Here is a 22,796-nt window from a genome sequence, read left to right as displayed (position 1 = left end):
AACAGCAAAGATAATGGCAAGGTTATCAAAAATGGTGAAAAAGTTGTCAAAGATGATGAAAGCATTAGCAAAGATAACAACAAAGACAGCCAAACCACAAAAGCTAATGACAATGCAGGGGAGATGACACCATGAACCGCACTCAAAAACGCATGATGATTTTTTTGATTCCCTTTATCATCTTTGCCTTGCTCATGGTGATGTTTTTTAACCGTTTGGGTAAGCCAACAGACATCGTGGTTACTACAAGCATGAATAAGCCCTTGCCAGCGTTTAGCCTGCCCTTATTATCTGACCCCAATCGGATAATGACCAATGACAATTTGCCAAAAACGCCATTTTTAATGAACGTGTGGGGGTCATGGTGTCCGACTTGTAAGGTGGAACACCCCTTTTTAATGGAGCTACACGCCCAAGGCGTGCCAATGGTGGGCATGAATTACAAAGATGAGCTTGCCGATGCGTTGGGGTATTTGAACCAATACAAAGACCCGTTTTTGTACTCGGTGCAGGATTTGGACGGTAGATATGGGCTAAGTCTAGGACTGACAGGAGCACCCGAGACGTTCGTGGTGGACGGCAACGGCGTGGTCTATAAGCACATCACAGGCGAGATACACGAAGGCAACTGGACGGCAAGTATCAAACCATGCATGGACGCCCTAGCCAATCCCCAAGCGGATGAAACCCAAAGAACACAGGCGTGCCAATGATGAAATTTTATTTAAAACACACCTTATCCATACTGGCAGTGGTCGGGACTTTGATGATAAGTACGGCAAGTTTTGGGGCGATTGAGATTTATGAATTTAAAAGTGCCGAAGACGAAGCCCGTTATAAGGCACTCATCGAAGAGTTACGTTGCCCCAAATGCCAAAACCAAAACTTAGCAGGGTCGGACGCTCCGATTGCGGTGGATTTAAAAAACCAAACCTATCAGATGATACAGGATGGCAGGAGTGATGCCGAGATTCGTCAGTTTATGTTTGATAGCTATGGCGATTTTATCAGTTATAAACCGCCTGTACGTCCGTCCACGTGGATTTTGTGGTTTTTTCCGCCCATTTTGTTGGTGGTGTTTATCTTAGGCTGGGTTTATAAAGCCAAAAAAGGGCGGACGGTGGCGGTCGATGAAGTCAATGCCTTATCCAAAGCCGAAGAAGAGCGAGTTGCTCAGATTTTAGCCAAACATCAAAGCCCCAAATCAGAGCAAGCCCAACATTCTAATGCTCAAAATTCCCAAAATTCCCACACCCAAACCGATAAGGATACGCCATGACCCCCACGCTGTTCTTGTTTTTTAGTTTAGCCGTACTGCTGTGCGTGGTATTGGCATTGGTGGTGATTTATCCGTGGCTTAAAGGACAAAAGGCGGTGGATAATCAGCTCATGGCGGTCAATGTGGCGGTGTTTGGCGAGCGGATTGCCGAGCTACAAGCGGACAAAGAAGCAGGGCGGATTGATGATGCGACTTTTCAGGCAGGCGAGATTGAACTCAAACGCCAACTGCTAGACGCCCAAACCCATGCCGAGACCTATGCTCCTGTGGGTATCAAAAGCCGTGCCATTGTCATGGTGTGGATACCTGTGCTGGCAGGGCTTGCTTATCTGACAACCGCTGACCGCACGTCTGTGTTTAAGCTATGGCAAGCCCAAGACAGCGTGGGACAAGTGGCAGACGATTTGCTAACAGGCAAGATAGACACGCCCCCCGAGTGGGCGACCGCCGATAGCACCGCACTCATTAGTGCCATGCAGACCAACGTTCATCATCACGCCCATGACCCCAACCGCTGGATGCGACTGTCCGAGCTGTTCATGGCACTAGAAGCCACGCCCCAAGCCTTAGAAGCCTTAGCTCGTGCTTATCGTCTTGACCAGAGCAATGATGAGATTGCCATTACTTATGCTCAGACCAGCTTTTTTGCCAATAATGGCGTGCTAGATGCGACCGCTCGTGATGTCCTGCATGGCATACTCTCAAACACCCCAGACCATGAAGGGGCGATGATGATGATGGCGATGAGCGAGACACGTGCCAATAACTTTACGATGGCAAAGGCATGGGTTGCCAAACTGCGTGAGAGTATCACCAGTAAGGGCGGTGCGGACAGGCAGTCGGCATTGGCAAGCCTAGATGAGCTGATGGCGACCATTCACGCCCAAGAAGCCAAAGCGATGGCAGGGGTCAATGTCCATGTGAGTGTGGCAAGCAGTCTGCTCCCCCAAATCGATGAGAATGCCGTGCTGTTCGTCTCTATCTCGGACGTGGCAGGCGGTGCTCCTTATGCGGTCAAACGCTTATCGGTGCGTGAGTTAGTGCAGGGAGTAACGGTGTCGCTTAGTGATTTGGATGCGATGATGCCCGAGCGTACCTTGACGGCAGGGCGTGAAGCAGGGGTTAGCCTTGCAGTCAATGCCCGTATCAGCCACAGTGGTGGGGCGGTCAGCGAATCGGGCGACTTGATGGCGAACCCTGTGATATTACAAAAAGGGCAAAATACGGTCAATTTGGAAATCTCACAAATCGTGCCGTAAAATGCAAATACCACTTGAACAATAGGGCAATGTGGTTTATAGTGTTATTTTATCTCAGATTCATTGGAGCGTACTCATGCGTATTATTTTATTAGGTCCCCCAGGGGCAGGCAAAGGCACACAAGCTCAGTTCATTTCAAAGGAATTTAACATTCCCCAAATTTCCACAGGCGACATGCTTCGCTCTGCCATTAAAAACGGCACGAAACTTGGCAAGCTTGCCAAAAGCGTGATGGATAGAGGTCAGTTGGTCTCTGATGAGCTTATCATTAATCTGGTCAAAGACCGCCTAGCCGAGCCTGATTGTGCTAATGGCTGTATTTTTGACGGTTTTCCACGCACCATTGCCCAAGCCGAAGCACTGGCAAATGCAGGCGTGGACATTGATTATGTTATTGAGATTAGCGTGCCTGATGATGAGATTGTCAGCCGTATGTCAGGTCGCAGAGCCCATTTGCCATCAGGTCGTACTTATCACATCATTCACAATCCGCCAAAAGTGGACGGAAAAGATGACGTAACGGGCGAAGAGTTGGTACAGCGTGATGACGACAAAGAAGAAGTCGTCAGAGACCGCCTGTCAGTCTATCACACCCAAACTGTCACGCTCGTGGGTCATTATCAAGCGGTGGCTCAGTCGGGCGAGCATGCTCCGTCTTATCATCAGTTTGACGGCACCCAAGCCATTGATACGGTCAAAGAGCAGATTTTTGCGGTGTTAAAAGGTTGATTTCATTAACTAGTAGGGCGTGCCTGCCATTGATAACATTTTATAAAATAAGATGAAAATTTAACGTTTTTATCGATTTTTGCATGAAAAATGGCTATCCGACCACTTAACTGTGTAAATTTTAAGATTTTTTACTTAATTTTTAAAATTAAGTGGTCGGATTGTGGCTCGAAGGCGAAAACTTGCTTGATGGAATAACTATCAGTCTCAAGTTTTTCTTTGAAAAACGGGCGATTTCCCTGCTTTTTTAACAGGCATTTTTCATTGCAAATACCAAAGGCAGGCACGCCCTAAAAGCACGTCCAATGGGGCGTATTTTTTATGTTTAGTTTATTTAACATAATCTTAAAATATTTACAAGGTGGTTTTTATATTATCATTTAAAGTCAAAACACACCCATTGGCGGTAGGGCGTAATACGCACCATTTAATCAGCTAAATAGAATGATGTTTTAAAGCCCCAAAAAATCCACCACAAATTCGCTATTAGGACGGGCAAATAGCTCATCAGGCTTGCCCAGTTGCTCCACCACACCATGATTCATAATGACAATGGTGTCCGACACGGCAACCGCTTCTTCTTGGTCGTGCGTTACCATGATGGACGTGATGCCAATGTCCTTTTGGATTTGGCGTAGGGACGTGCGTAGCTCTTTACGCACTTTGGCGTCCAGCGCCCCAAACGGCTCATCAAGAAGAAGTAGCTTGGGGTTTGTGGCAATCGCCCGAGCCAATGCCACACGCTGACGCTGACCGCCCGACAGCTCATGCGGATAGCGGTCTTTGGTGCGGGGAAGTTGAATCAAATCAAGAAGCTGTGCCACTCGCTTATCAATCTCGCCCCCTGTGGGACGTTGGTGTTTGGGCAGTAGCTCTAAGCCAAAAGCGATGTTTTGGGCGACTGTTTTGTGGCGAAATAGGGCGTAGTTTTGAAAAACAAAGCCTATCCCACGCTGTTGCACGGGCGTGTCGGTTACGTCCGTGCCGTCAAAATAAATCCGCCCTGTGTCCGACGTCTCCAGCCCTGCAATAATCCGCAGTAAGGTGGTTTTACCACAGCCTGATGGTCCAAGTAGCGTGGCAAGTTCGCCAGAATTGACCGAAAAACTTACGTCATTTAAGGCGGTAAATTCGCCAAAGCGTTTATGAATGTTTTTAATATCAATGCTCATGGTGGTATCCGTGTTGATGATGAATTGATTTTACAAGTTAAAAATATTTGATAAATGGTAATTGGTTTACCTAAATTTTAATTAAAAATCCAATTTAAACAAATTAAAAAACTTAACTTCGCCCAACCTTTTTACGACTCATTATATTTTGCACCCCAAGGGTAACAAGAGCAAGCAAGGCAAGCAGGCTTGACAGGGCAAAAGCGGTGGTAAAGGCATATTCGTTATAGGCAATCTCAATGAGCAGTGGCATGGTGTTCGTCTCGCCTCGAATATGCCCCGACACGACCGACACCGCCCCAAACTCGCCCATTGCCCGAGCGTTGGTTAGGATAATGCCGTAGAGCAACGCCCATTTGATATTGGGCAGGGTAACATGCCAAAACATCTGCCAGCCGTTCGCCCCAAGTGTGAGACTTGCTTCTTCTTCGCTATCGCCAATGGACTGCATGAGCGGAATAATCTCTCGGGCAATAAAGGGAAAGGTTACAAACAGCGTGGCAAGCACAATGCCTGTGGTGGCAAAGATGATTTTTATGCCTAGGCTCTCAAAAAACGAGCCGATGAGTGTATTTGCCCCAAACAGTAGCACAAACATCAAGCCCGCCACGACAGGCGACACCGCAAAGGGTAAATCCAGCAAGGTGGTGATGATAAATTTGCCCCGAAATTTGTGCCGAGTAATCAGGTATGCTAACGCTACGCCAATCACGGTATTGATAGGCAGGACAATGGCGGTGGTGATTAAGGTGAGCTTAATGGCGTGCAGTGCGTCAGGGTCGGTAAGGGCGGACAGATAGGTACTTACGCCGTCTTTTAGGGCTTCATAAAACACGGCAATCAGTGGCACAACGAGCATGACCGCCATAAACGACACCGCCAAAGCGATGAGTGTGTATTTGACCCATGTAGGGTCTTTGGTGGCGGGGTGGTTTTGGTAGTCGTAGGTGGATTGGGTTGCCATGTTATTTCCGTGTTGGGTTTGGGTTTAAATGGGTTTTAAAAATTGGGTAAATGCAAAATGATAATTTACTTTTTGCAATTTGCAATTTTAAATTATGATTAAATAAATACATATTTTAAATTGGACGTGTAGGGGCAATTTATTCGCCCAAGATAATAAATTTCTCCAAAATTTAATTAACCATTTTTAAAAAAAATAATTAAATTACCATGTGTTTTATATTAAATTTATCTTTAACAATAAATTCATTTTAATTCGTTTTTGCCCCAAGCCGTGATGATAATTTCCATTGGGCAAAGTTAATTGCAAATAGCACCACAAGCGACACAAGGAGCATAAATAGTGCCACGCAGGACGCACCCGCCACGTCAAATTGCTCCAATTTTGAGACGATGATAAGCGGTAGGATTTCTGATTGCATAGGAATGTTGCCTGCGATAAAAATCACCGACCCATACTCGCCTGTGGCACGGGCAAACATCATACCCGAACCGATGAGCATGGCAGGGGCAATCTCGGGCAGGATGACCTTGACAAAAGTCGTCAAACGGCTCGCCCCCATGACGGCAGATGCTTCTTCAAACTCTACCGAAAGCTCGGCAAGCACAGGTTGCACCGCTCGCACGATAAAAGGAAACGACACCACCACCAAAGCCAGCCAAATGCCAATGGGCGTAAAGGCAATGCGTATCGGCTCGCCTGTGGTAGCCATACCAAGTTTGGCAAACACTTGTCCGAACAACCCTGTGGGGGCGTAGAGCGTGGCAAGTGAAATGCCTGTAACCGCAGTCGGCAGGGCAAAAGGCAAATCCACAAGGGCGTTGATGAACGACTTGCCCCAAAAGTCATACCGCACCAGCACCCAAGCGATGAGCGTGCCAAAGACTAGGTTGGTCAAGGTCGCCAAAATCGCCATGGATAGGGATAATTTAATGGCATAAAAAACCTGTGGCTCTTTTATGGTGCTGACAATCTCGCCAAAACCCATGCCAAGCGTGGTCAAAATCATCATGACAAACGGCAAAACAACCAGTAGCGACAACGCAAGCACGCTCACACCCAGACTTAGCCCAAAAAACGGCATGATACGTCTTTGCTTGTTGCGGACGGGGGCAGTCGGTGTGGTTGGTGTGGTGTGTGTCATGGTATCTTGTGTGTAAAAATGGTAGGCTTATTTTAAAAGATTGGCAAAATTATGATACTGACAAAAAGGAATATGAATTTTCGGTTTTGGGATTTATGCAAAACTGGCATAAAAAAGCCCGTACATGGACGGGCTTAAGTCATAAATGCTGTTTGGGTTATTGTGCCACTTGCCCTGTCGCCCCCACTGCCAATGTGTCGTATACGCCACCTTCTTTAAAATAAGTCGTCATGATAGACTGCCAATCGCCAAATACATCATTGGGGAAAAAGGTCTGCATTTGGGGGAATTTATCAGCGTGCTTGGCAAGAATGTCGGGATTGCTTGGACGTAAGAAATACTTGAGCGCAAGTTCCTGTCCTTCATCGCTGTATAGGTATTCTAGGTAGGCTTTTGCCACGTCTGTCGTACCTTTTTTGGCACTAACTGCGTCCACCACCGCCACAGGGTTTTCGGCATTGATGGTATAGCTTGGGTAGATGATTTGGATATTGCCAAATTTTTCTTTGATGACGTTGGCTTCATTTTCAAAGGTAATTAGTGCGTCTCCTATCTGACGTTGGGCAAATGTCGTGGTTGCCGCTCGTCCGCCATTTTCAAAGACTTTAACGTTACCCAGTAAGCCCTTGACAAACTCATGCGTTTTGGCTTCGTCCTTATTAAAGGCGTGTAGCCCGTAGCCGTACGCCCCCAAGAACGCATAGCGACCGTTGCCTGACGTTTTTGGGTTGGCGATGATAATCTCTTTGCCGTCTGTCGCCAAATCCGCCCAGTCTTTTATGCCCTTAGGGTTGCCGTCTCGCACGATAAAGACAATCGTACTGGTAAAAGGAATGGCATTATTAGGCAGGTTCTGTCGCCATTTGCCGTCCACAAGCTGACCCTCGGCAAGTAGTTCCACGTCCGAGCCTTGATTCATCGTAACCACGTCCGCTTCTAGTCCATTTTTGACCGATAGGGCTTGCTTGCTTGACCCGCCATGCGACTGTTTGATATTGACCTTGATGTCAGGATTTACGCTTTGATAATGCTTGATAAAAATGGGATTATAATCCTTATAAAAATCCCGTGCCACGTCATAGGACACGTTTAACAGCTCCACTTGACCGCTTGTGTTGCCTGTTGTGGCTTTGTTGTCGGCAGTTTGGTTATCGCCCCCACAGGCAGTTAGGACAAGGGCAGATAAGGTAAGGCTTAGGGGTAAAAGGGCGGTTTTCATGAGATAGTCCAAATCAAAACAAGTTAAAAAGATGAGTTATTGTAAAATATAATGCTTAAAATGATTAACATAAAAATGGGAAATCGTTATTCAGTTTGGGAATTTATGGCGGGGAAATGGGATTGAAAATATGGTAGCAGTCTAAAAAATATGCCAAACTAGATTTTCTGTTCGCTCTGAGACTGCTTGCGAGCAGGAAAACCATCGTGGGCAGGCATAGCTCACCACGAATGACTTTCTTGATAGCGTGCTTTTGAACTGGAGCTAAAAATTTATATTGTTTTATTGTATGAATATGTTAGAATTAATAGACCCCCTGCAAAACTACCCAATCCACCCAAACACGAGCTTTACCCTAAGTTCAAATCTTGCCAATGATTTACGATAGGTGGTTAAGAACATTTTAAAGGCTTAAAACTTGGCAAAGATATGTTCTACTTTCACCCGTGTTTTAGACAATAATGCGTTATAATCTTTGGCTTCTTGTACTAATGGGTATTTTTTGGTTGCTTTTAGTGGCGTAAAGGCATTAGCATGTATGTGTTTTATGCCTTGATAACCACTGTCTGCTAGGATAAACTTAGCCTTTGTTAAATTTGGGTTTGTTCGCTTAAAGAGCTTAAAGTCATGCATTTAAATGATGCTGGTGTCTACTTGTAAGATGACCTTGTGGTGATCGATGATACATTGCACCTTTGCGGTATGATACTTTTTCTTGCCAGAATACATCAATGCTTGGTTTTTTGAGACGATTAACACGCACTTCGCTCACATCCACAATTGCAATGTCATCTTTGGTGGGTGTTTGGGCGACAATAGCAAAGCCTTGCTTGCTTAGTGTGTCTTCAATCCAATGGCTTTTACGGATAAGGGTGCTTTCATGGATGCCAAAGTCAGCGGCTATCTGCTCATAGGTGCGATATTCTTTAAAATACTGCAAGGTTGCCGTTAACAAATTGGGCATGCCAATTTTGAGTTTTCTACCACCTCTTTGATGTATGCTAGCTTGTGCTTGCTCTAAACAAGCAAGCATGTTGTTAAAGACTTCTCGCTTAACACCAATTAAGCGTTTAAACTTTTCATCAGATAAGTGTGTGAATGCTTCGTAGTTCATTGGGGTATTTTAGCATAGGAAGGGTTTTGCAGGAGGTCTACTTAAAACATGAAAATAATGACGCTTTTTTATAAATACATTATTTCGTTATCGTACAGTTATGAGTGCACTTATTTTAAAACCAACCCAACTATCCAATCATCACCCCATCGTCGGTATGATAACGTCTGATGGGCGTGTCATAAAGTGTGGCGAGTACTGTCTCATTCATTACCATGTCTGGCACGCCCTGAGCGACAAGCTCGCCTGCTTTTAAGGCAATAATCTCATCACTGTATCGGTAAGCATAGGTTAAATTATGTAAAACCACCACGAGACTTTTTTGTTTTTGTTTTACTAGGTTTCTTAAATATACAAACAATGCCCGCTCATGCTTGATATCTAAATGATTAGTAGGTTCGTCAAGAAGTAAAATTTGTGTGTCTTGCATCAACGCTCGTACAATCGCAAGACGTTGACGTTCTCCCCCAGACAAGCTCGTGATGCGTTTATGGGCAAAAGTGTCAAGTTCAAAACTACTTAGGAGTGCCAATGCTTTTTTAGTATCATTTTGGTTTGGTTGCTGATACCATGCTAGTTGGGGTGCAACACCAAGCAAGGCATATTCCAATGTCGTCAAAGGTAACTCAAAATATTCATGCTGCCCTACCAAAGCAATTTGACCTTCTTTAATCACGCTGTCAATCGGACGGTTTTGACACAAAATTTTTCCACTTAATGTAGCACTGTCCGTCTGTCCCAATAAAGCACTTAACAGCGTAGATTTTCCCGCCCCATTTGCTCCAATTAGACTGACCAATTTACCTTGTGGAACCACAAGATTTGGAATGTTAAGTAAAGTTTTTTGAGCGGTTTTGATTGTCAAATTTTGCAGGGTAAAAAGTTCAGCCACGATTGCCTCTTTGATTGGTTTTGATGAAAATCCATATAAAGAACGGTGAGCCAATGAGTGCTAACACAATACCGACAGGTACATCAACAGGATAAGTCAAGAAACGTGCAACCGTATCAATAATAAGCATTGCTACTGCCCCTAGTACTCCAGAGCCTATCATGAGTCGTGTGCGAGATCCGCCCCATGCATAGGCCAGCAAATTTGGAATCATCATGCCAATAAATCCAATCACACCCGCTAATGCCACCGCCGAAGCAGTTAAAAGTGCTGCACCAATGACCGTCAAAAGGCGAATCTTACCAACATCTTGCCCCATAGAAATGGCGGTTTTTTCACCGAGCATTAAAATATCTAGCTTGCGTCCCATTGGCAATAAAATCACAAGTCCAAAACCGATTGCAACAAGCACATAGGAAAATGGCACAAAGCCCGCCTCCGCCATAGATCCAGACAGCCAATTAGTCGCCGACCGCAAAGTCAAATCATCCGACATGAACAAAACCAAACTGACCAATGCTCCACAAAATGCACTCATCACAAATCCCAAAATGAGCAACCCTACCTGACCACCACCAAACAGACGATAAAATAATAAAATCAGCCCACAAACACTCATCGCTCCCAAAAAGGCAAAAAGCGATACACCAATACCTGCCAAATCAAGACCCAGAAAAGACATCTCACCAAGATCCAACGACAAGACAAATACCACACCCAACGCTGCACCACCAGAAGTGCCAATCAAGCTAGGGTCGGCTAAGGGATTTTGGAATAAAGCTTGTAATGCCGAACCACCCACCGATAAGCACAAGCCCACCAATAAGGCGGTCAAAATACGTGGGTAGCGAATCTGCCAAGCAATCTCATCCATTCGCAAGGGATTCTCCCAAGTGCCAAACCCCACCCCTAATGCCAAAAATATCACCAGTCCAATCAGTAAAACACCAATACTGACATGCACCAAAGAGATTAGGGGTGATTTGTTAAAAAACTTTGCCATCGTTATTAGCTTATCAAGGCGATCATTTTGCCAAAGCATGCAGTTTGCTCACGATTTCTGGACTATCAAGTCCATATCTTAAAAAGTCATTAGCAGGCCAATAATATACTTTACCTTTTTTGGCGGCAGGGTTTGCCGAAATCTCTGGGCGTTTGATAAATTCACTGATCGTTCCAAGCGTGGCTTGGTTGTGCTTAGCGATAATGATGACATCGGCTTTGGCGGCGAGCCAACCTTCACGAGAAAGTGGCTTTAATCCTTGAATGTTTACTGCATTCACACCACCTGCTCGTTTAATCAGTTCATCGCCCACCGTGCCTTTACCTGCTACAATACGTCCGTCGTAACTCAACAAATAGCGAACCTTTGTTGATTTTTTGGTAGCCATACCCTGTTGCCATCTGCTTGATAATTTTTTTGCTTGTTGCTCTTTACCTAAATATTGACCGATTGTGGTGATCGCTTTGATATAATCCGTCGCACTCTCGGTAGGGGCAACATTAACCGCCTTGATCTTTAAACTGTTTAAGCGTTTATATAAAGTAGGTGGTTGCACCATATAACTACCAAGAACCAGATCAGGTTTTAAGGCAACAATCGGTTCAGGTGTCAGATTTCTATGTGTTCCGATAGATTTGGCATGAGCTAAGGCAGGATTTCTGTTCGTATTGTCTCGTCCCACCACTTTTTTGGCATCACCCAATGCAGTAACAATATCGCCCACATCACCACTTAATACCACGATACGCTCATAAGCATTGGCAAGGGTAGTAGTAAAAACTACCCCAACCAACAAACTCTTTACAAATAATTTCATAGCATTTCTCCTCAAAATAGAATATTCTGTTTGTACCAAGCTTAGTTTTTGTACAATCCTTGATTAAAGCAAAGAACAATCCATCATAATAAACTGGTCATTTAGCTTAAATGATAAGTTAAGTATTAATATGCAAATTCTGCTGCCAGTGCTTCGGCAAAAACTTGCCAATTAGGATCTTGTTTTTGTCCTTCGGTACGTTCGCCAAAAATGGTAATGATGCTATTACCATGCTTATCAAAACCCTCTAAGGCAATCGTATAACCGTCCGAATGTGGGCGTCTGATCCACCATACACTTTCAACCATCTTATCATTGAGATGCAATGTAAATTGACTGTATTTTTTATCCATGATATTCAGCCAATGCCCTATTTTTTTGATATTCTTGATCGTACCTGCATAAATTTGCACCATACCAGTATTGCCCACAAAAATCATCAACGGTAACGCCTGTTCGCTCGCACGACTCAACAAAGACTCTAAAACTTTTGGATTTAGGCGTTTGGTGTAGTTTGAAGGAGCGTTTACATAGCTACTTTGGCGATCTAATTGATACGTGGATAAAATTTTATAAAATTGATGAATGTCAGTCATCGCCAACCAATCATGGTGAAAGTCTGCTTTTTGATTCTCATCAAGATGTTTGACCTGCCAATTACCTTGTATTTCAGGGTATAAAACCTCTATTGATGTCTTTTGAACCGTTTTAGCAAAATCGGCGGTCAGGGTTTGCCAAAGGGTGATTTTTTCATCAGTGATGGGATTTAAAAACACCTTATCTACCGCTTGCCCAAATTCATCAAAAAACGCAATTTGATAGCTGGGTTTATCGTCCGTAGCCACAATAGCAAGCATAAACTTAAAATGATTTAAAAACACTCGCAAATCTAAACCGCCTTGATTCAACGCCATTCCCATCGTTTGTCCAAGTTCCAAACCTAAAAACTGTCCTGTTTTTTCATGAACAGCAAATTCATTGCGGACAATATTTTCCACTTGACCCAATTCATGTAATCGCAACAGCATGGGACGGCAATCGCTCCCAAGATAAACGCTGTTTGGTGATGACAACAGCAATTCAAACTCACTCACACCTAGCAGTTTTGCCCCTTCAGTAGGGAAAAGCATGGGCGTGTCAGCTTTTTTGGCTTGATAAGTTTGCCAAAGCGTGGTATTTTTTTGAAAAGGCTCCAAAGTGATGCTTGCCACTTTTGGGGCGGTGCTGTTTAATAAAAATTTGTCGGTTTTCATCAGGTTCTCCTAGCGTTGGATAAATCCAAGGTTTAACTTTTAAGAATGAATGATAACTCACTCTCATGACTTGCTTAAAGGTAAATCTCTATTAATATCTTGACATTGATCCTCTCTTTACTTAGCGATGGCTTTTTAAATCAAATCGCACAGGAATTATAAAACTCCTGCTAGACTCTCCTCTCATAATTTCATCAGGCGGTGCAGGCAAAGGGGAAGCTCTTTGTGCAGTGGCTATTGCCTCCTTATCCAGAATGCTTTTTCCACTGCTTTTGGCAACACTTGCCGATAACACACGCCCTGTCTTGTCAATGGTAATTTTGAGCGTGGGTTTTCCACTCCATTTTTTAGAAAGTGCCTCTTCTGGATAATCAAGATTTTTTTCAATTTTGACTCGCACTTTGGCAGCCCAACTTTGTTCTAGAGCATTTGACTTGGCCTGATTGGTATTATCACTTGATGATCCTGTGTTACTGTGATTGTTTTTGCCACTTCCAACATGACTACTTGATATTTTGGAGCTATCTGCTTTATTATCCTTTTCACTGCTTTGATTACCAACACCTTGCTTGGCATTATCACTCTGTTTATTGTCATCTTTGGCATTGTCCTGTTCGGCGTTTGTCGTTTTTTGTTCTGGTTGGTTGGTTGGCTGTTCTTCTGAAAAAGAATCATGAGCTTGTATCGTCCACGTATTTTTTGCCTGGTCTGGTGTTTGATTGCCTGTGATTGGGGTTGTCTCTATTTTTGTTTTGGGTGCTGGCTTGGTTTTTTGAACCGATTGTTTGATTGGTTGTTCAACCGATTTTTTTATCGGTTTCTTTATCAAAACTGATGTCTGTTCAGGTTTTGGGTCAGATTTGGGTGGATTGGCATTATCCAATCTGGTTTGATTTGTCGGTGTTGCAGGCGTGGCTAGATTGGCAAGTTCAATCCATTCTACCTGTAAAGGAGTAACCACAGCACTTGGCAACTGTGGCACTTTTGTCCATAAAAGACCCCACACCGCTAAACTATGCCCTGCAACGACTAAGCACCACACTACCCCTTTTTGGGAGTTGGTCAATCCTTTCTCTATCATCAAAACCGATACTCTAAGCCAATTGTCGCTGTTCTACCCCTTGCGTAGTTGGTAAATAAGGTTGGTTCGCCATTGTCGTCAAGTTGGCTGTAATTGCTGTTTTGACTATTTAAAGGGTGAATATAAAGTTTATCAAAGACGTTTTCTATTCCTGCTCTCAAAGTTAAATCTTGATTAACTTGATAATGAGCAAACAAATTGGTAATGATTGGATTTTTGGGCATTTTTTGTAGCTGCTCTTCGCCTGTTAAGCTTATATAGTCAGGGTTTAAGCGAGCATTTTTACCATAGTAATTAACCTGTGCTGACAATGATAACTTGTTATTGAACGCACGAGTTCCGACTTCTGCCGTCCAATAATCGGTTGGCAAACGATCTGTACCGCCCCCTGTAAAACCAAAGTCATGATGTCCTGAATTTATATTGACAGGTTGGTCAGACTTAGCGTGAGTGTAGGATAAGTTTGCAAAATACCTGCCTGTATCATAATTTGCCATCAATTCCACGCCTTTTGATGTAACAGGTTCTAGAGAGTTAACAGAAATGGGCGCATTAAATCCGACGATATCATCATTAATGTCATTTGTTAGCTTGCCATCGGTTCTAAGGTAGAATGTTTGGGCATGAATATAATCTTTAATTTTGCTATGGAAATAGGTTGCCTTTAACCCAAAAGTATCGCTGTCCGCGAGTATTCCGTGCTTAAAAATGTTAAAACCTACTTCTTTGATATCGGCTTTTTCAGGCTTTAAGAATGGATTCATGGATCCGCCACCCTGATTGTTAAAAAACACTTCTTGAATGTTAGGCATGCGACTGGTGCGAGCATAGCTCACAAAAGGCATAAACCAATCAGTAACCTGATAGGACAGGGCGATTTTACCATTGACGTCTTTGGAGCGATTGGAAACGACTGCTTCACCGATTGGAAAACAAGGCACCTGCACACCTCCCTCCGTGCCACAAGCAGGCTTAAAGCCTTCAAATTCGGAATCAGCATAGGTCAATGATAAGTCCATTCCAAACCTGCCTTTTTCAAAGGTGTTGTCCATGTATACGCTTTTGATGGTTTGTTTGCCTGTCGGTGAGAAAGGGGTGTAATTGTAACTATCTTCATTGTCAGCAACTGCTGTGCGACTATAATCATTGGTCAAAAAGGACACACCATAACGACTCGTCAACTTACCAAAATTTCCGTCAAAGCGACTGATGTTACTTAGATCAAAATAGTTAGAGCGGTTTTTAGCGACAGCATTTTCAAGTGTTTGATACTTGGCAGTACGGTTCATAGATTGAGTTGTTGCTGTGGTATTAGCCTTAAACGCTAAATCCACAAGACGATTGTCGGGTGTAAAGTAGTAGTCTACGCCATAAGCGTTATTATTCAGCTGTCGCCCACCGATGTTGGTGCGATAATCTCGTCCTGACAAGATAAAACTGTGCATGTCGCTTGGTTGATATTCCAATTTTGCCAGATAAGATCGTGGTTTTTGCACTTTTGAAATGACATAATCGTTATGGCTAGCAAGTTTACCATCGCCTCGTTTATAATCTGTGGATTTGTTTGCACCACTGGTCGCCAGCATTATGCCAAGCGATCCTCCTGCAGATAATTCGCCTTTTACCGCTCCTGCCAACATTGCATTGTGTCCAAGTTTGTTTGTGCCGTAGGTATATTTGTTCAATACTCCCCAGTTTTTATCATCTTGGATAATATCATCAACACCTATTGTTCTAAAATTGACACTACCCATCAAAGCATTGGTGCCGTGCGAGCCACCCTGTCCGCCACGACTGATGTCTGCTCCTACCAAAAAATTGCTGTCAATGACCGCTCCAAAAGTGCTACTGGATGGCGGTGAAGTGTGAAACCCACCTTCACCTTCACTCGTCGCTGTTACTCCAAACAAGGTTTGTGGTACGCCGTCTATCATCGTATTTACTCGTCCAAAGCCTGTCATGCCCCGCACATTGACATTGAGCGTGCCTTGTGGGGTATCCATGCTGGTAAACGCCCCTGCAGTAGATCGCACTACGCTGTCAAGCCCTGTTACCGAACGGTCAATCGTCTCTTTGTCAATACTCGTAATCGCTTGGGAGGTAGTAAAGGGTTTTTTATTGATGGTTTGCTTGGCACTGATGGTAACTTCTTCTAATACCAATTCATTGTCAGCGTACGCAGTTACACAAAAAACTACTGATAGACATAAAGCAAGCTTCGTTTTTTGAAAAACAATGGGAGATGTTGACATTTTAAACTCCTAAATTTAGGTTAGGTTTATTGATTTTTGATTTACCTTAAACCGTGCTTTGGATAGCAAAAAATTGGCTTGACAGGTTTAAGGTAAGTGATTTTTTATTCTAAGGTCTGGCAAGAACTGCATTGCTGCAAGATAAATGCATATGCCATGGCATTATTAGCGACACGACTATTTTGTCCTGTACCACTATGTCCGCCGTCTTTGATGGCAATTAAGTGTAAGCTATGGTTGTTATCAATTTGATACGCCCTAATCTTGGCAATAAACTTCAAACTGTCCACGAAATTTACTCTTGCATCTTGGCGATGAGCGATGATTAGCATGTTAGGATAATGCTTCACTGTCAAATTGGTATAAGGATTATAATGGGCAATGGTGCGATAATCACTTACCATACTTGGGTCGCCCCACTCTGAATACTGGTCTTCATCGTCTGTTTTGCCTTGATGGTAGTTGGACAAAACATCCAAAAACGGCACTTGCATAACACATGCCTTATAAAGCTCAGGGTGGGTAGTACAGACGTTAGCAACAACAAGACCTCCTGCACTTTCTCCCATTGCAAAGGTATTGGCAGGCGAACCGTAGCCTTGTTGATGTAAGCTTTTAGTAACGGTAACAAAATCATCAAAACTGTTTTGTTTTTTAGTAAGCTTACCGTCGTTGTGCCACGCCTGTCCAAGCTCGCCTCCACCCCGAATGTGAGCAAACACATAAACAAATCCTCTGTCCAACAAAGAAATATAGCTACTGCCATAAACAGGATCAAGACTAAATCCATACGCTCCATAGCCATAAATCAACAAAGGAGTATCTTTTGTAGGCGTTAAACCTGTTTTGTACACCAAAGTAATGGGGAGTTTTGTACCATCTTTGCTGGCAATCCATAAGCGTTTGGTTTGATAGTCCTTTTGAGTTTGAGCGACATTCACAAATTGGTGATGTAGCAGATCGTAATATCGCACAGTTTTTGGTGTACTCGGTGAAGTGTAGCCCAATCTTAACAGATGGGGATTGGTGTTTGCTTGGATATCAAAGCCACTGGATTTTATCCAAACCATATAAGCTTCGTCGTCAAATTTTACCGATCGCCATACCTGATCACCAGCATAGATTGAGCTGTCAAACTGTTGCTCATTTTTATCTTTTTTATCAATGACATGATAGAGCTTGTCAAAACGTAAATCATTGACATTGGCATAAAAAATCTGGTGCACACCCCCTTGCCGCACCTTAACAATCAGATAATCTCCGACAAAAGCAAAACTCTCCAACGTTGCTCTCTTATTTGGCATAAAAATCGGATTTGGCAGATGCTGATTTTGTCGCCATTTTGTCATATCATCTTGGGTCAAAACGTATAGCGCCGCCCCATTTTGATCACTGAGTTTGAGATAAAATCTACCTTGATAATGCTCTAAGTAATACTCACGATCTTGTTCTATCACTCCAAAGGGTGTAAATTCACCTTGCTGTATCAAATCTTCTGGTTTGGCAAACAAAGTTTGGGCAGTAGTCATGTTACCAAGCGTCAAAAGAACAAACTCATCAGAGCTGGCACTATCCAAAGACAGACCAAGCCGCTGATTTTGTTTATGGTAAATCGGCACATCTTGGCTTTGGGAAGTGCCGAGCTTGTGGCGTAACACCTGATTGTGGTAATCATTCACATACACCAAATACTCATGGTTAAGCCACACCACCTGTCCAGCTGTTTTTGTCAAGCGATCAATGACACGACCTGTCTTATCCGTAATATCAATAGCGTACACTTCATTACCGATGATATCATAGCTGATGGCAATGTGAGCGGCATTGGGTGCAGGTTTTATCGTGCCAAGCTGATAAGTGTCCACACCAAGCATTTGTTTTTCGGCATTGGTATCCAAAAGCAGCGTCCAAACATTTTGGTTGTTTTTATTTTGACTTTTGATAAACACTTTGGGGAAAGATGTATTATCTTTTTTAAAAAATATGCCACCATCTAACCAAATTTCATCTGATACACCTACTTTACTTCTCTTCTTGATTTCTTGACTTAGGGTGTTTATGAGTGAGCGGTCAAGATGATGGGCGGTGTGGGCGTTTTCTTGTTCAATAAGTCGGTTTCTTTCACCGCTATCAGCATAAAGCCACGCATAATCATCAACCACAAGCTCACCGTGTACTTGATAAAGCGTGGGATATTTGGCAACATCAGGGGGAGAAATAGGGCTATCACGATGGTCAGACATGCTATGTTGGTTTGTGGAGTTTTTCATCTCATCAGACAGTCCGCCTGCTAAAGCAAATGAGTTAATTGCCAAGCCAAGCATCATCCAAATTGCAAAATACCACTTGTTTTTATTACTTTGTAATGTCATTTTTACTCTTGAATCACCCAAATATAATCAGCGTCTTGACCATCAAATTCACCCATAGATTTACTCATCAATACCACGATGCCTGTCAAGGGTGTTTTGCCATGTTGCAAATCAATCAAGTGCATTGGTATACCCACGCCTTGCTCGGCATGATAATTCCCTGTCAAAAGCAAAGTGGGTTTTGGCGATGATAAGATTTTTTCTGCCATTCGGCGATCTCTAAATTGCTGAATGGCAACCATATTGTCCACGATTTTTTCGTCTGCTTTATCAAGCCCTGCTTTGTCAAAGCCATGTGCTTTTAAAATACGGGTTTTTAATATTGCTTTAATATCATCATTGGTGGAAAGATAGCCTTTTAACGGTTCTGCCCCTTGCATTAGAGTTTTAACTTCAGATTTTGTCAAATTAGTGGCAATCAAAGGATAGCCAAACTCAAACGGCTGTGCCACAATTTGTCCGTACAACGCCCAATCCCATGATTTTTGCCAACCAAGTGCTTTGGGCAATTTTTTAAAGGAAGGTGGATTTTGACGGGCTTTATCAATGGCAGCTTGCTGATCGACGGTCAGCATCTCCAAGAGCAAACTGCCTTGTGGTCTTTGTCTATGCAAATCTTGAAGTAGTTGGTCTGCCAAGTGGTGCTGAGGCACACTGTCATGGTATTCACCCAAGATAACATAGTCAGCTCCTGCCAGTCGCTGGACAAAAGTAGCATAAGGGATGGGGCGGTTGGCTTTATCAAAGATTTGACCTGTTGTCAAAACCGTTGATGTTTTTGATGAGAGATTTATCAAATCATGCATGGCATGAGCGTTTGTCAAGCCAAAGCCTGCCTCATACAACGCACAAAATATCAAAAAACACGCCCTAACAAACATAAAACTGCCTTAGCTATAATTAAGATAGGGAATATTACTAAATAATAAAAAAAATGTCAATAATAATAATTATTTTTATTATCGTTTTATATAATAGACCCCCTGCAAAACTACCCAATCCACCCAAACACGAGCTTTACCCTAAGTTCAAATCTTGCCAATGATTTACGATAGGTGGTTAAGAACATTTTAAAGGCTTAAAACTTGGCAAAGATATGTTCTACTCTCACCCGTGTTTTAGACAATAATGCGTTATAATCTTTGGCTTCTTGTACTAATGGGTATTTCTTGGTTGCTTTTAGTGGCGTAAAGGCATTAGCATGTATGTGTTTTATGCCTTGATAACCACTGTCTGCTAGGATAAACTTAGCCTTTGTTAAATTTGGGTTTGTTCGCTTAAAGAGCTTAAAGTCATGCATTTAAATGATGCTGGTGTCTACTTGTAAGATGACCTTGTGGTGATTGATGATACATTGCACCTTTGCGGTATGACGCTTTTTCTTGCCAGAATACATCAATGCTTGGTTTTTTTAGAACGATTAACACGCACTTCGCTCACATCCACAATCGCAATGTCATCTTTGGTGGGTGTTTGGGTGGCAATGGCAAAGCCTTGCTTGCTTAGTGTGTCTTCAATCCAATGGCTTTTACGGATAAGGGTGCTTTCATGGATGCCAAAGTCAGCGGCTATCTGCTCATAGGTGCGATATTCTTTAAAATACTGCAAGGTTGCCATTAACAAATTGGGCATACCAATTTTGAGTTTTCTACCACCTCTTTGATGTATGCTAGCTTGTGCTTGCTCTAAACAAGCAAGCATGTTGTTAAAGACTTCTCGCTTAACACCAATTAAGCGTTTAAACTTTTCATCAGATAAGTGTGTGGATGCTTCGTAGTTCATTGGGGTATTTTAGCATGGGAGGGGTTTTGTAGGAGGTCTAATATGCCAAACTAGATTTTCTGTTCGCCCTGAGCCTGCTTGCGAGCAGGAAAACCGTTGTGGGCAGGCATAGCTCACCACGAATGACTGTCTTGATAGCGTGCGTTTGAATTGGAGCTAAAAATTTATATTGTTTTATTGTATGAATATGTTAGAATTAATATATTAGACTGTATTGTAATTAAGCAACAAATGTATTGCTGTTTCATTGATCAATATTATTGGTTAAGGAGTTATTGATGAAATCTTTATTTACGGTAATGCTTCTCTGTGTTTTTACGTTGATGGGTTGTGGCGACAAAAACAATGCATCAGAATCAATCCAGGAAGAGTTAAAAGATGATTTGGATCAAAAGGTGTATAAGGTTTTAACCTATCCGCATTACGCACCTTATGAGTACTTGGATGAAAAAGGCGGTATCATCGGCTTTGATGTGGATATGATTCAGGCGATTGCACAGTCTCAGAACTTTAAAGTGGAGATTATTAATTCGCCTTGGGAAGACATGCTTGGTAGATTAAACACCGGAGAGGCTGATTTGGTGATTTCAGGTATTTCTCGTCAGCAGGCAGGTGGGGATGCTGATTTTGCTTTATCTAATGCCTATTTACATGGCAGGGATTCGATTTTAACCAAAGAGGGTGTTACCAATATTAATACATTTGAAGATATGGTTGTTCACAATATTGGTGTTCAATCTAATACGATCTTTGCTGATGAATTAATAGCTAAAAAGGGGGAGGGTAATCCAACATTAAAACTTTCTTCAACCAGTTTTTTGGCATTTAGTGATTTGGTGAATGATAAAGTTGAGGCGGTTTATGCTCATGAAAATATCTTACGTCATTATGCCAAGGGACAACCAAATTTGAAATTTAATTTCAATGGTACGGGCGAGGGTTTTGATTATTATAATATGGTGGTAGTTGCCAAAAAAGGTAATGATGAGCTAATAGCAAAAATAAATGCAGGCATTCAAGATGTGCATCAAAATGGTACATATCAAAAACTACATTCGCAGTGGTTCGGCGTGGAAGCACCAACACCTATGATAAAAAACAAGAATAGATATTGATAATATCTAAAAACGCAAGTCTAGACTTGCGTTTTTATTTGAACCAATCACACCCCCTGATAATACCGTTTTAACACCGCTAGCACCTTAGGTCGGCTAAATGTTTCGGGGACATCATCGCCATTTGATAAGGCAGCTCTTAACGCTGTACCTGAGATTTTGACGTGGTGGGACGGGTCGTGCGGACAGGTTTTGGTGCTTGCCATACCGCCACAGCCATGACAATAAAACGTCCAGTCAATTTTTAAGGGCTTGGTAATAAGTGCGTCCTTGTCAATGGTATCAAAAATCTTTTGAGCATCAAACGCTCCATAATAATCGCCCACGCCTGCATGGTCTCGCCCTATGATGAGATGACTGCACCCATAATTTTGGCGGAATAGGGCATGAAGCAGGGCTTCTTTGGGGCCTGCATATCGCATATCTAGGGGGTAGCCTGCCTGAATGACGGTGTCTTTTTTAAAATAGTTGTCAATCAGCACGCCAATGGCTTCTTGGCGGACATCGGCAGGAATGTCGCCTGCTTTTAGCTTGCCTAAGAGCGAATGCACGAGTACGCCGTCGCAGATTTCTATGGCGATTTTGGCAAGGTATTCATGCGAGCGGTGCATGGGGTTACGAGTTTGAAAGGCAGAGACAATTTTCCAGCCTTTTTGCTTAAACATTGCCCGAGTCTGGGCAGGGGTTTTGTAAATCTCGGGGTAGTCGGTGGGAAATTCGCTTTGACTAAACACTTGTACTTTTCCGCCCAAATACACATCGCCACTGCCCAGCACCTGTGCCACGCCCACATGGTTGGGGTCGGTCGTGCCAAAGGTGGCTTGGCATTCGGCAGGTTTGTTGGGGGTGTAAATGTCGCTAATGATCAGCACGCCCATGAGTGCGTCTGTGTTGTCCACGAGAGCCACGCTGTCGCCTAGGCTTAGGGTGTTTGCGGTGGTGGTGTCGGTTGATAAGGTAATGGGAATGGGAAAAAATACGTCCCGATAAGTGCCGTCCACACCGCCTTGGGCGAGCGTCATGCTCGCTATCACGCCTTCATAATCGGCTTGCCCCATAAAGCCGTCAAGGGGCGTAAATCCGCCAATACCCGGCATGATAAGGTCGCCACGCTCACGGCTAGATAGCGTGATTTTGGGTAAATTTTCGGCAGTTTGTAGGGCGTTGGCAAGCTCATCGCCTGTTAATACAAGGGGTTTAAGGGTGGGACTGCCGTGCGGTGGCACAAGGTCGCTATAAATGTCGTCTGTGCCAAACGCTTGCTCGTTTTGGATAGGTCGGTCATGGCTAAGTTCCTGTTGGCTACGTTGATAAAAGTAGCCATATCTTATAGAATTTTGCCACAATT

The 22,796-nt window shown here is 43.2% G+C and carries 17 protein-coding genes and 3 pseudogenes; 5 read left to right on the top strand and 15 right to left on the bottom strand.

Annotated features, from left to right (window positions below; genetic code table 11):
• Positions 1 to 131 precede the first annotated feature (131 nt).
• The 4 genes from B0182_RS03225 (at position 132) to adk (ending at position 3,268) form a co-directional block, all read left to right on the top strand.
• A complete protein-coding gene (locus B0182_RS03225) occupies positions 132 to 713 on the top strand; it encodes a DsbE family thiol:disulfide interchange protein (RefSeq protein ID WP_078273566.1) in 582 nt (193 codons plus the stop codon).
• The gene (locus tag B0182_RS03220) at positions 710 to 1,279 is read left to right on the top strand and encodes a cytochrome c-type biogenesis protein (RefSeq protein WP_078273565.1); all 570 of its coding nucleotides are present in this window, start codon (positions 710 to 712) and stop codon (positions 1,277 to 1,279) included. Before B0182_RS03225 ends, B0182_RS03220 begins: the two co-directional genes overlap by 4 nt.
• On the top strand, positions 1,276 to 2,538 hold the full coding sequence (gene ccmI, locus B0182_RS03215; RefSeq protein WP_078273564.1) for a c-type cytochrome biogenesis protein CcmI: 1,263 nt from the start codon (positions 1,276 to 1,278) through the stop codon (positions 2,536 to 2,538). The genes B0182_RS03220 and ccmI overlap by 4 nt, the downstream gene beginning before the upstream one ends.
• A gap of 76 nt (positions 2,539 to 2,614) precedes the next feature.
• A complete protein-coding gene (gene adk / locus B0182_RS03210; RefSeq protein ID WP_078273563.1) occupies positions 2,615 to 3,268 on the top strand; it encodes an adenylate kinase in 654 nt (217 codons plus the stop codon).
• Between the two features lie 458 nt (positions 3,269 to 3,726).
• Here the strand turns inward: adk and B0182_RS03205 are convergent.
• The 14 genes and pseudogenes from B0182_RS03205 to B0182_RS03140 all read right to left on the bottom strand — a co-directional run.
• Positions 3,727 to 4,440, bottom strand: a pseudogene (locus tag B0182_RS03205) (sulfate/molybdate ABC transporter ATP-binding protein); the annotation flags it as partial.
• Positions 4,441 to 4,552: 112 nt separating this feature from the next.
• On the bottom strand, positions 4,553 to 5,404 hold the full coding sequence (gene cysW / locus B0182_RS03200) for a sulfate ABC transporter permease subunit CysW (RefSeq protein WP_078273561.1): 852 nt from the start codon (positions 5,402 to 5,404) through the stop codon (positions 4,553 to 4,555).
• Positions 5,405 to 5,654: 250 nt separating this feature from the next.
• A complete protein-coding gene (gene cysT / locus B0182_RS03195; protein WP_078273560.1) occupies positions 5,655 to 6,548 on the bottom strand; it encodes a sulfate ABC transporter permease subunit CysT in 894 nt (297 codons plus the stop codon).
• A 157-nt stretch (positions 6,549 to 6,705) separates the two neighbouring features.
• Positions 6,706 to 7,767, bottom strand: a complete 1,062-nt coding sequence (locus tag B0182_RS03190; protein WP_078273559.1) for a sulfate ABC transporter substrate-binding protein — start codon at positions 7,765 to 7,767, stop codon at positions 6,706 to 6,708.
• 324 nt (positions 7,768 to 8,091) lie between these two features.
• A pseudogene (locus tag B0182_RS03185) lies at positions 8,092 to 8,881 on the bottom strand (transposase family protein).
• Positions 8,882 to 9,011: 130 nt separating this feature from the next.
• Positions 9,012 to 9,773, bottom strand: coding sequence for an ABC transporter ATP-binding protein (locus B0182_RS03180; RefSeq protein WP_078273558.1), 762 nt, complete (start codon positions 9,771 to 9,773; stop codon positions 9,012 to 9,014).
• The gene (locus B0182_RS03175) at positions 9,766 to 10,776 is read right to left on the bottom strand and encodes a FecCD family ABC transporter permease (protein WP_078273615.1); all 1,011 of its coding nucleotides are present in this window, start codon (positions 10,774 to 10,776) and stop codon (positions 9,766 to 9,768) included. Before B0182_RS03175 ends, B0182_RS03180 begins: the two co-directional genes overlap by 8 nt.
• 22 nt (positions 10,777 to 10,798) lie before the next feature.
• Entirely contained in the window at positions 10,799 to 11,593 is a 795-nt protein-coding gene (locus B0182_RS03170; protein ID WP_078273557.1) for a heme/hemin ABC transporter substrate-binding protein, read from the bottom strand.
• 125 nt (positions 11,594 to 11,718) lie between these two features.
• Positions 11,719 to 12,846 (bottom strand): ChuX/HutX family heme-like substrate-binding protein, encoded by a 1,128-nt coding sequence (locus B0182_RS03165; RefSeq protein WP_078273556.1) that lies wholly within the window; start codon positions 12,844 to 12,846, stop codon positions 11,719 to 11,721.
• Between the two features lie 121 nt (positions 12,847 to 12,967).
• Entirely contained in the window at positions 12,968 to 13,927 is a 960-nt protein-coding gene (locus tag B0182_RS03160) for an energy transducer TonB (RefSeq protein WP_078273555.1), read from the bottom strand.
• Positions 13,927 to 16,179, bottom strand: a complete 2,253-nt coding sequence (locus tag B0182_RS03155; RefSeq protein WP_078273554.1) for a TonB-dependent receptor domain-containing protein — start codon at positions 16,177 to 16,179, stop codon at positions 13,927 to 13,929. Before B0182_RS03155 ends, B0182_RS03160 begins: the two co-directional genes overlap by 1 nt.
• Positions 16,180 to 16,283: 104 nt before the next feature.
• Positions 16,284 to 18,551: a prolyl oligopeptidase family serine peptidase gene (locus B0182_RS03150; RefSeq protein ID WP_078273553.1), complete on the bottom strand. Its 2,268-nt coding sequence runs from the start codon at positions 18,549 to 18,551 to the stop codon at positions 16,284 to 16,286.
• 2 nt (positions 18,552 to 18,553) lie between these two features.
• Entirely contained in the window at positions 18,554 to 19,432 is an 879-nt protein-coding gene (locus B0182_RS03145) for a ChaN family lipoprotein (RefSeq protein ID WP_078273552.1), read from the bottom strand.
• A gap of 110 nt (positions 19,433 to 19,542) precedes the next feature.
• A pseudogene (locus B0182_RS03140) lies at positions 19,543 to 20,333 on the bottom strand (transposase family protein).
• A gap of 278 nt (positions 20,334 to 20,611) precedes the next feature.
• Between B0182_RS03140 and B0182_RS03135 the strand changes: the two are divergent.
• On the top strand, positions 20,612 to 21,448 hold the full coding sequence (locus B0182_RS03135; protein ID WP_078273551.1) for a transporter substrate-binding domain-containing protein: 837 nt from the start codon (positions 20,612 to 20,614) through the stop codon (positions 21,446 to 21,448).
• 47 nt (positions 21,449 to 21,495) lie between these two features.
• Here B0182_RS03135 and sat read toward each other — a convergent pair whose 3' ends face one another.
• A complete protein-coding gene (sat, locus tag B0182_RS03130; protein WP_078273614.1) occupies positions 21,496 to 22,689 on the bottom strand; it encodes a sulfate adenylyltransferase in 1,194 nt (397 codons plus the stop codon).
• Positions 22,690 to 22,796: the final 107 nt, after the last annotated feature.

It is taken from the genome of Moraxella bovis, assembly GCF_002014975.1.
Classification (GTDB): Bacteria; Pseudomonadota; Gammaproteobacteria; order Pseudomonadales; family Moraxellaceae; genus Moraxella; species Moraxella bovis.
This window is presented reverse-complemented; position numbering and strand designations above follow the sequence as displayed.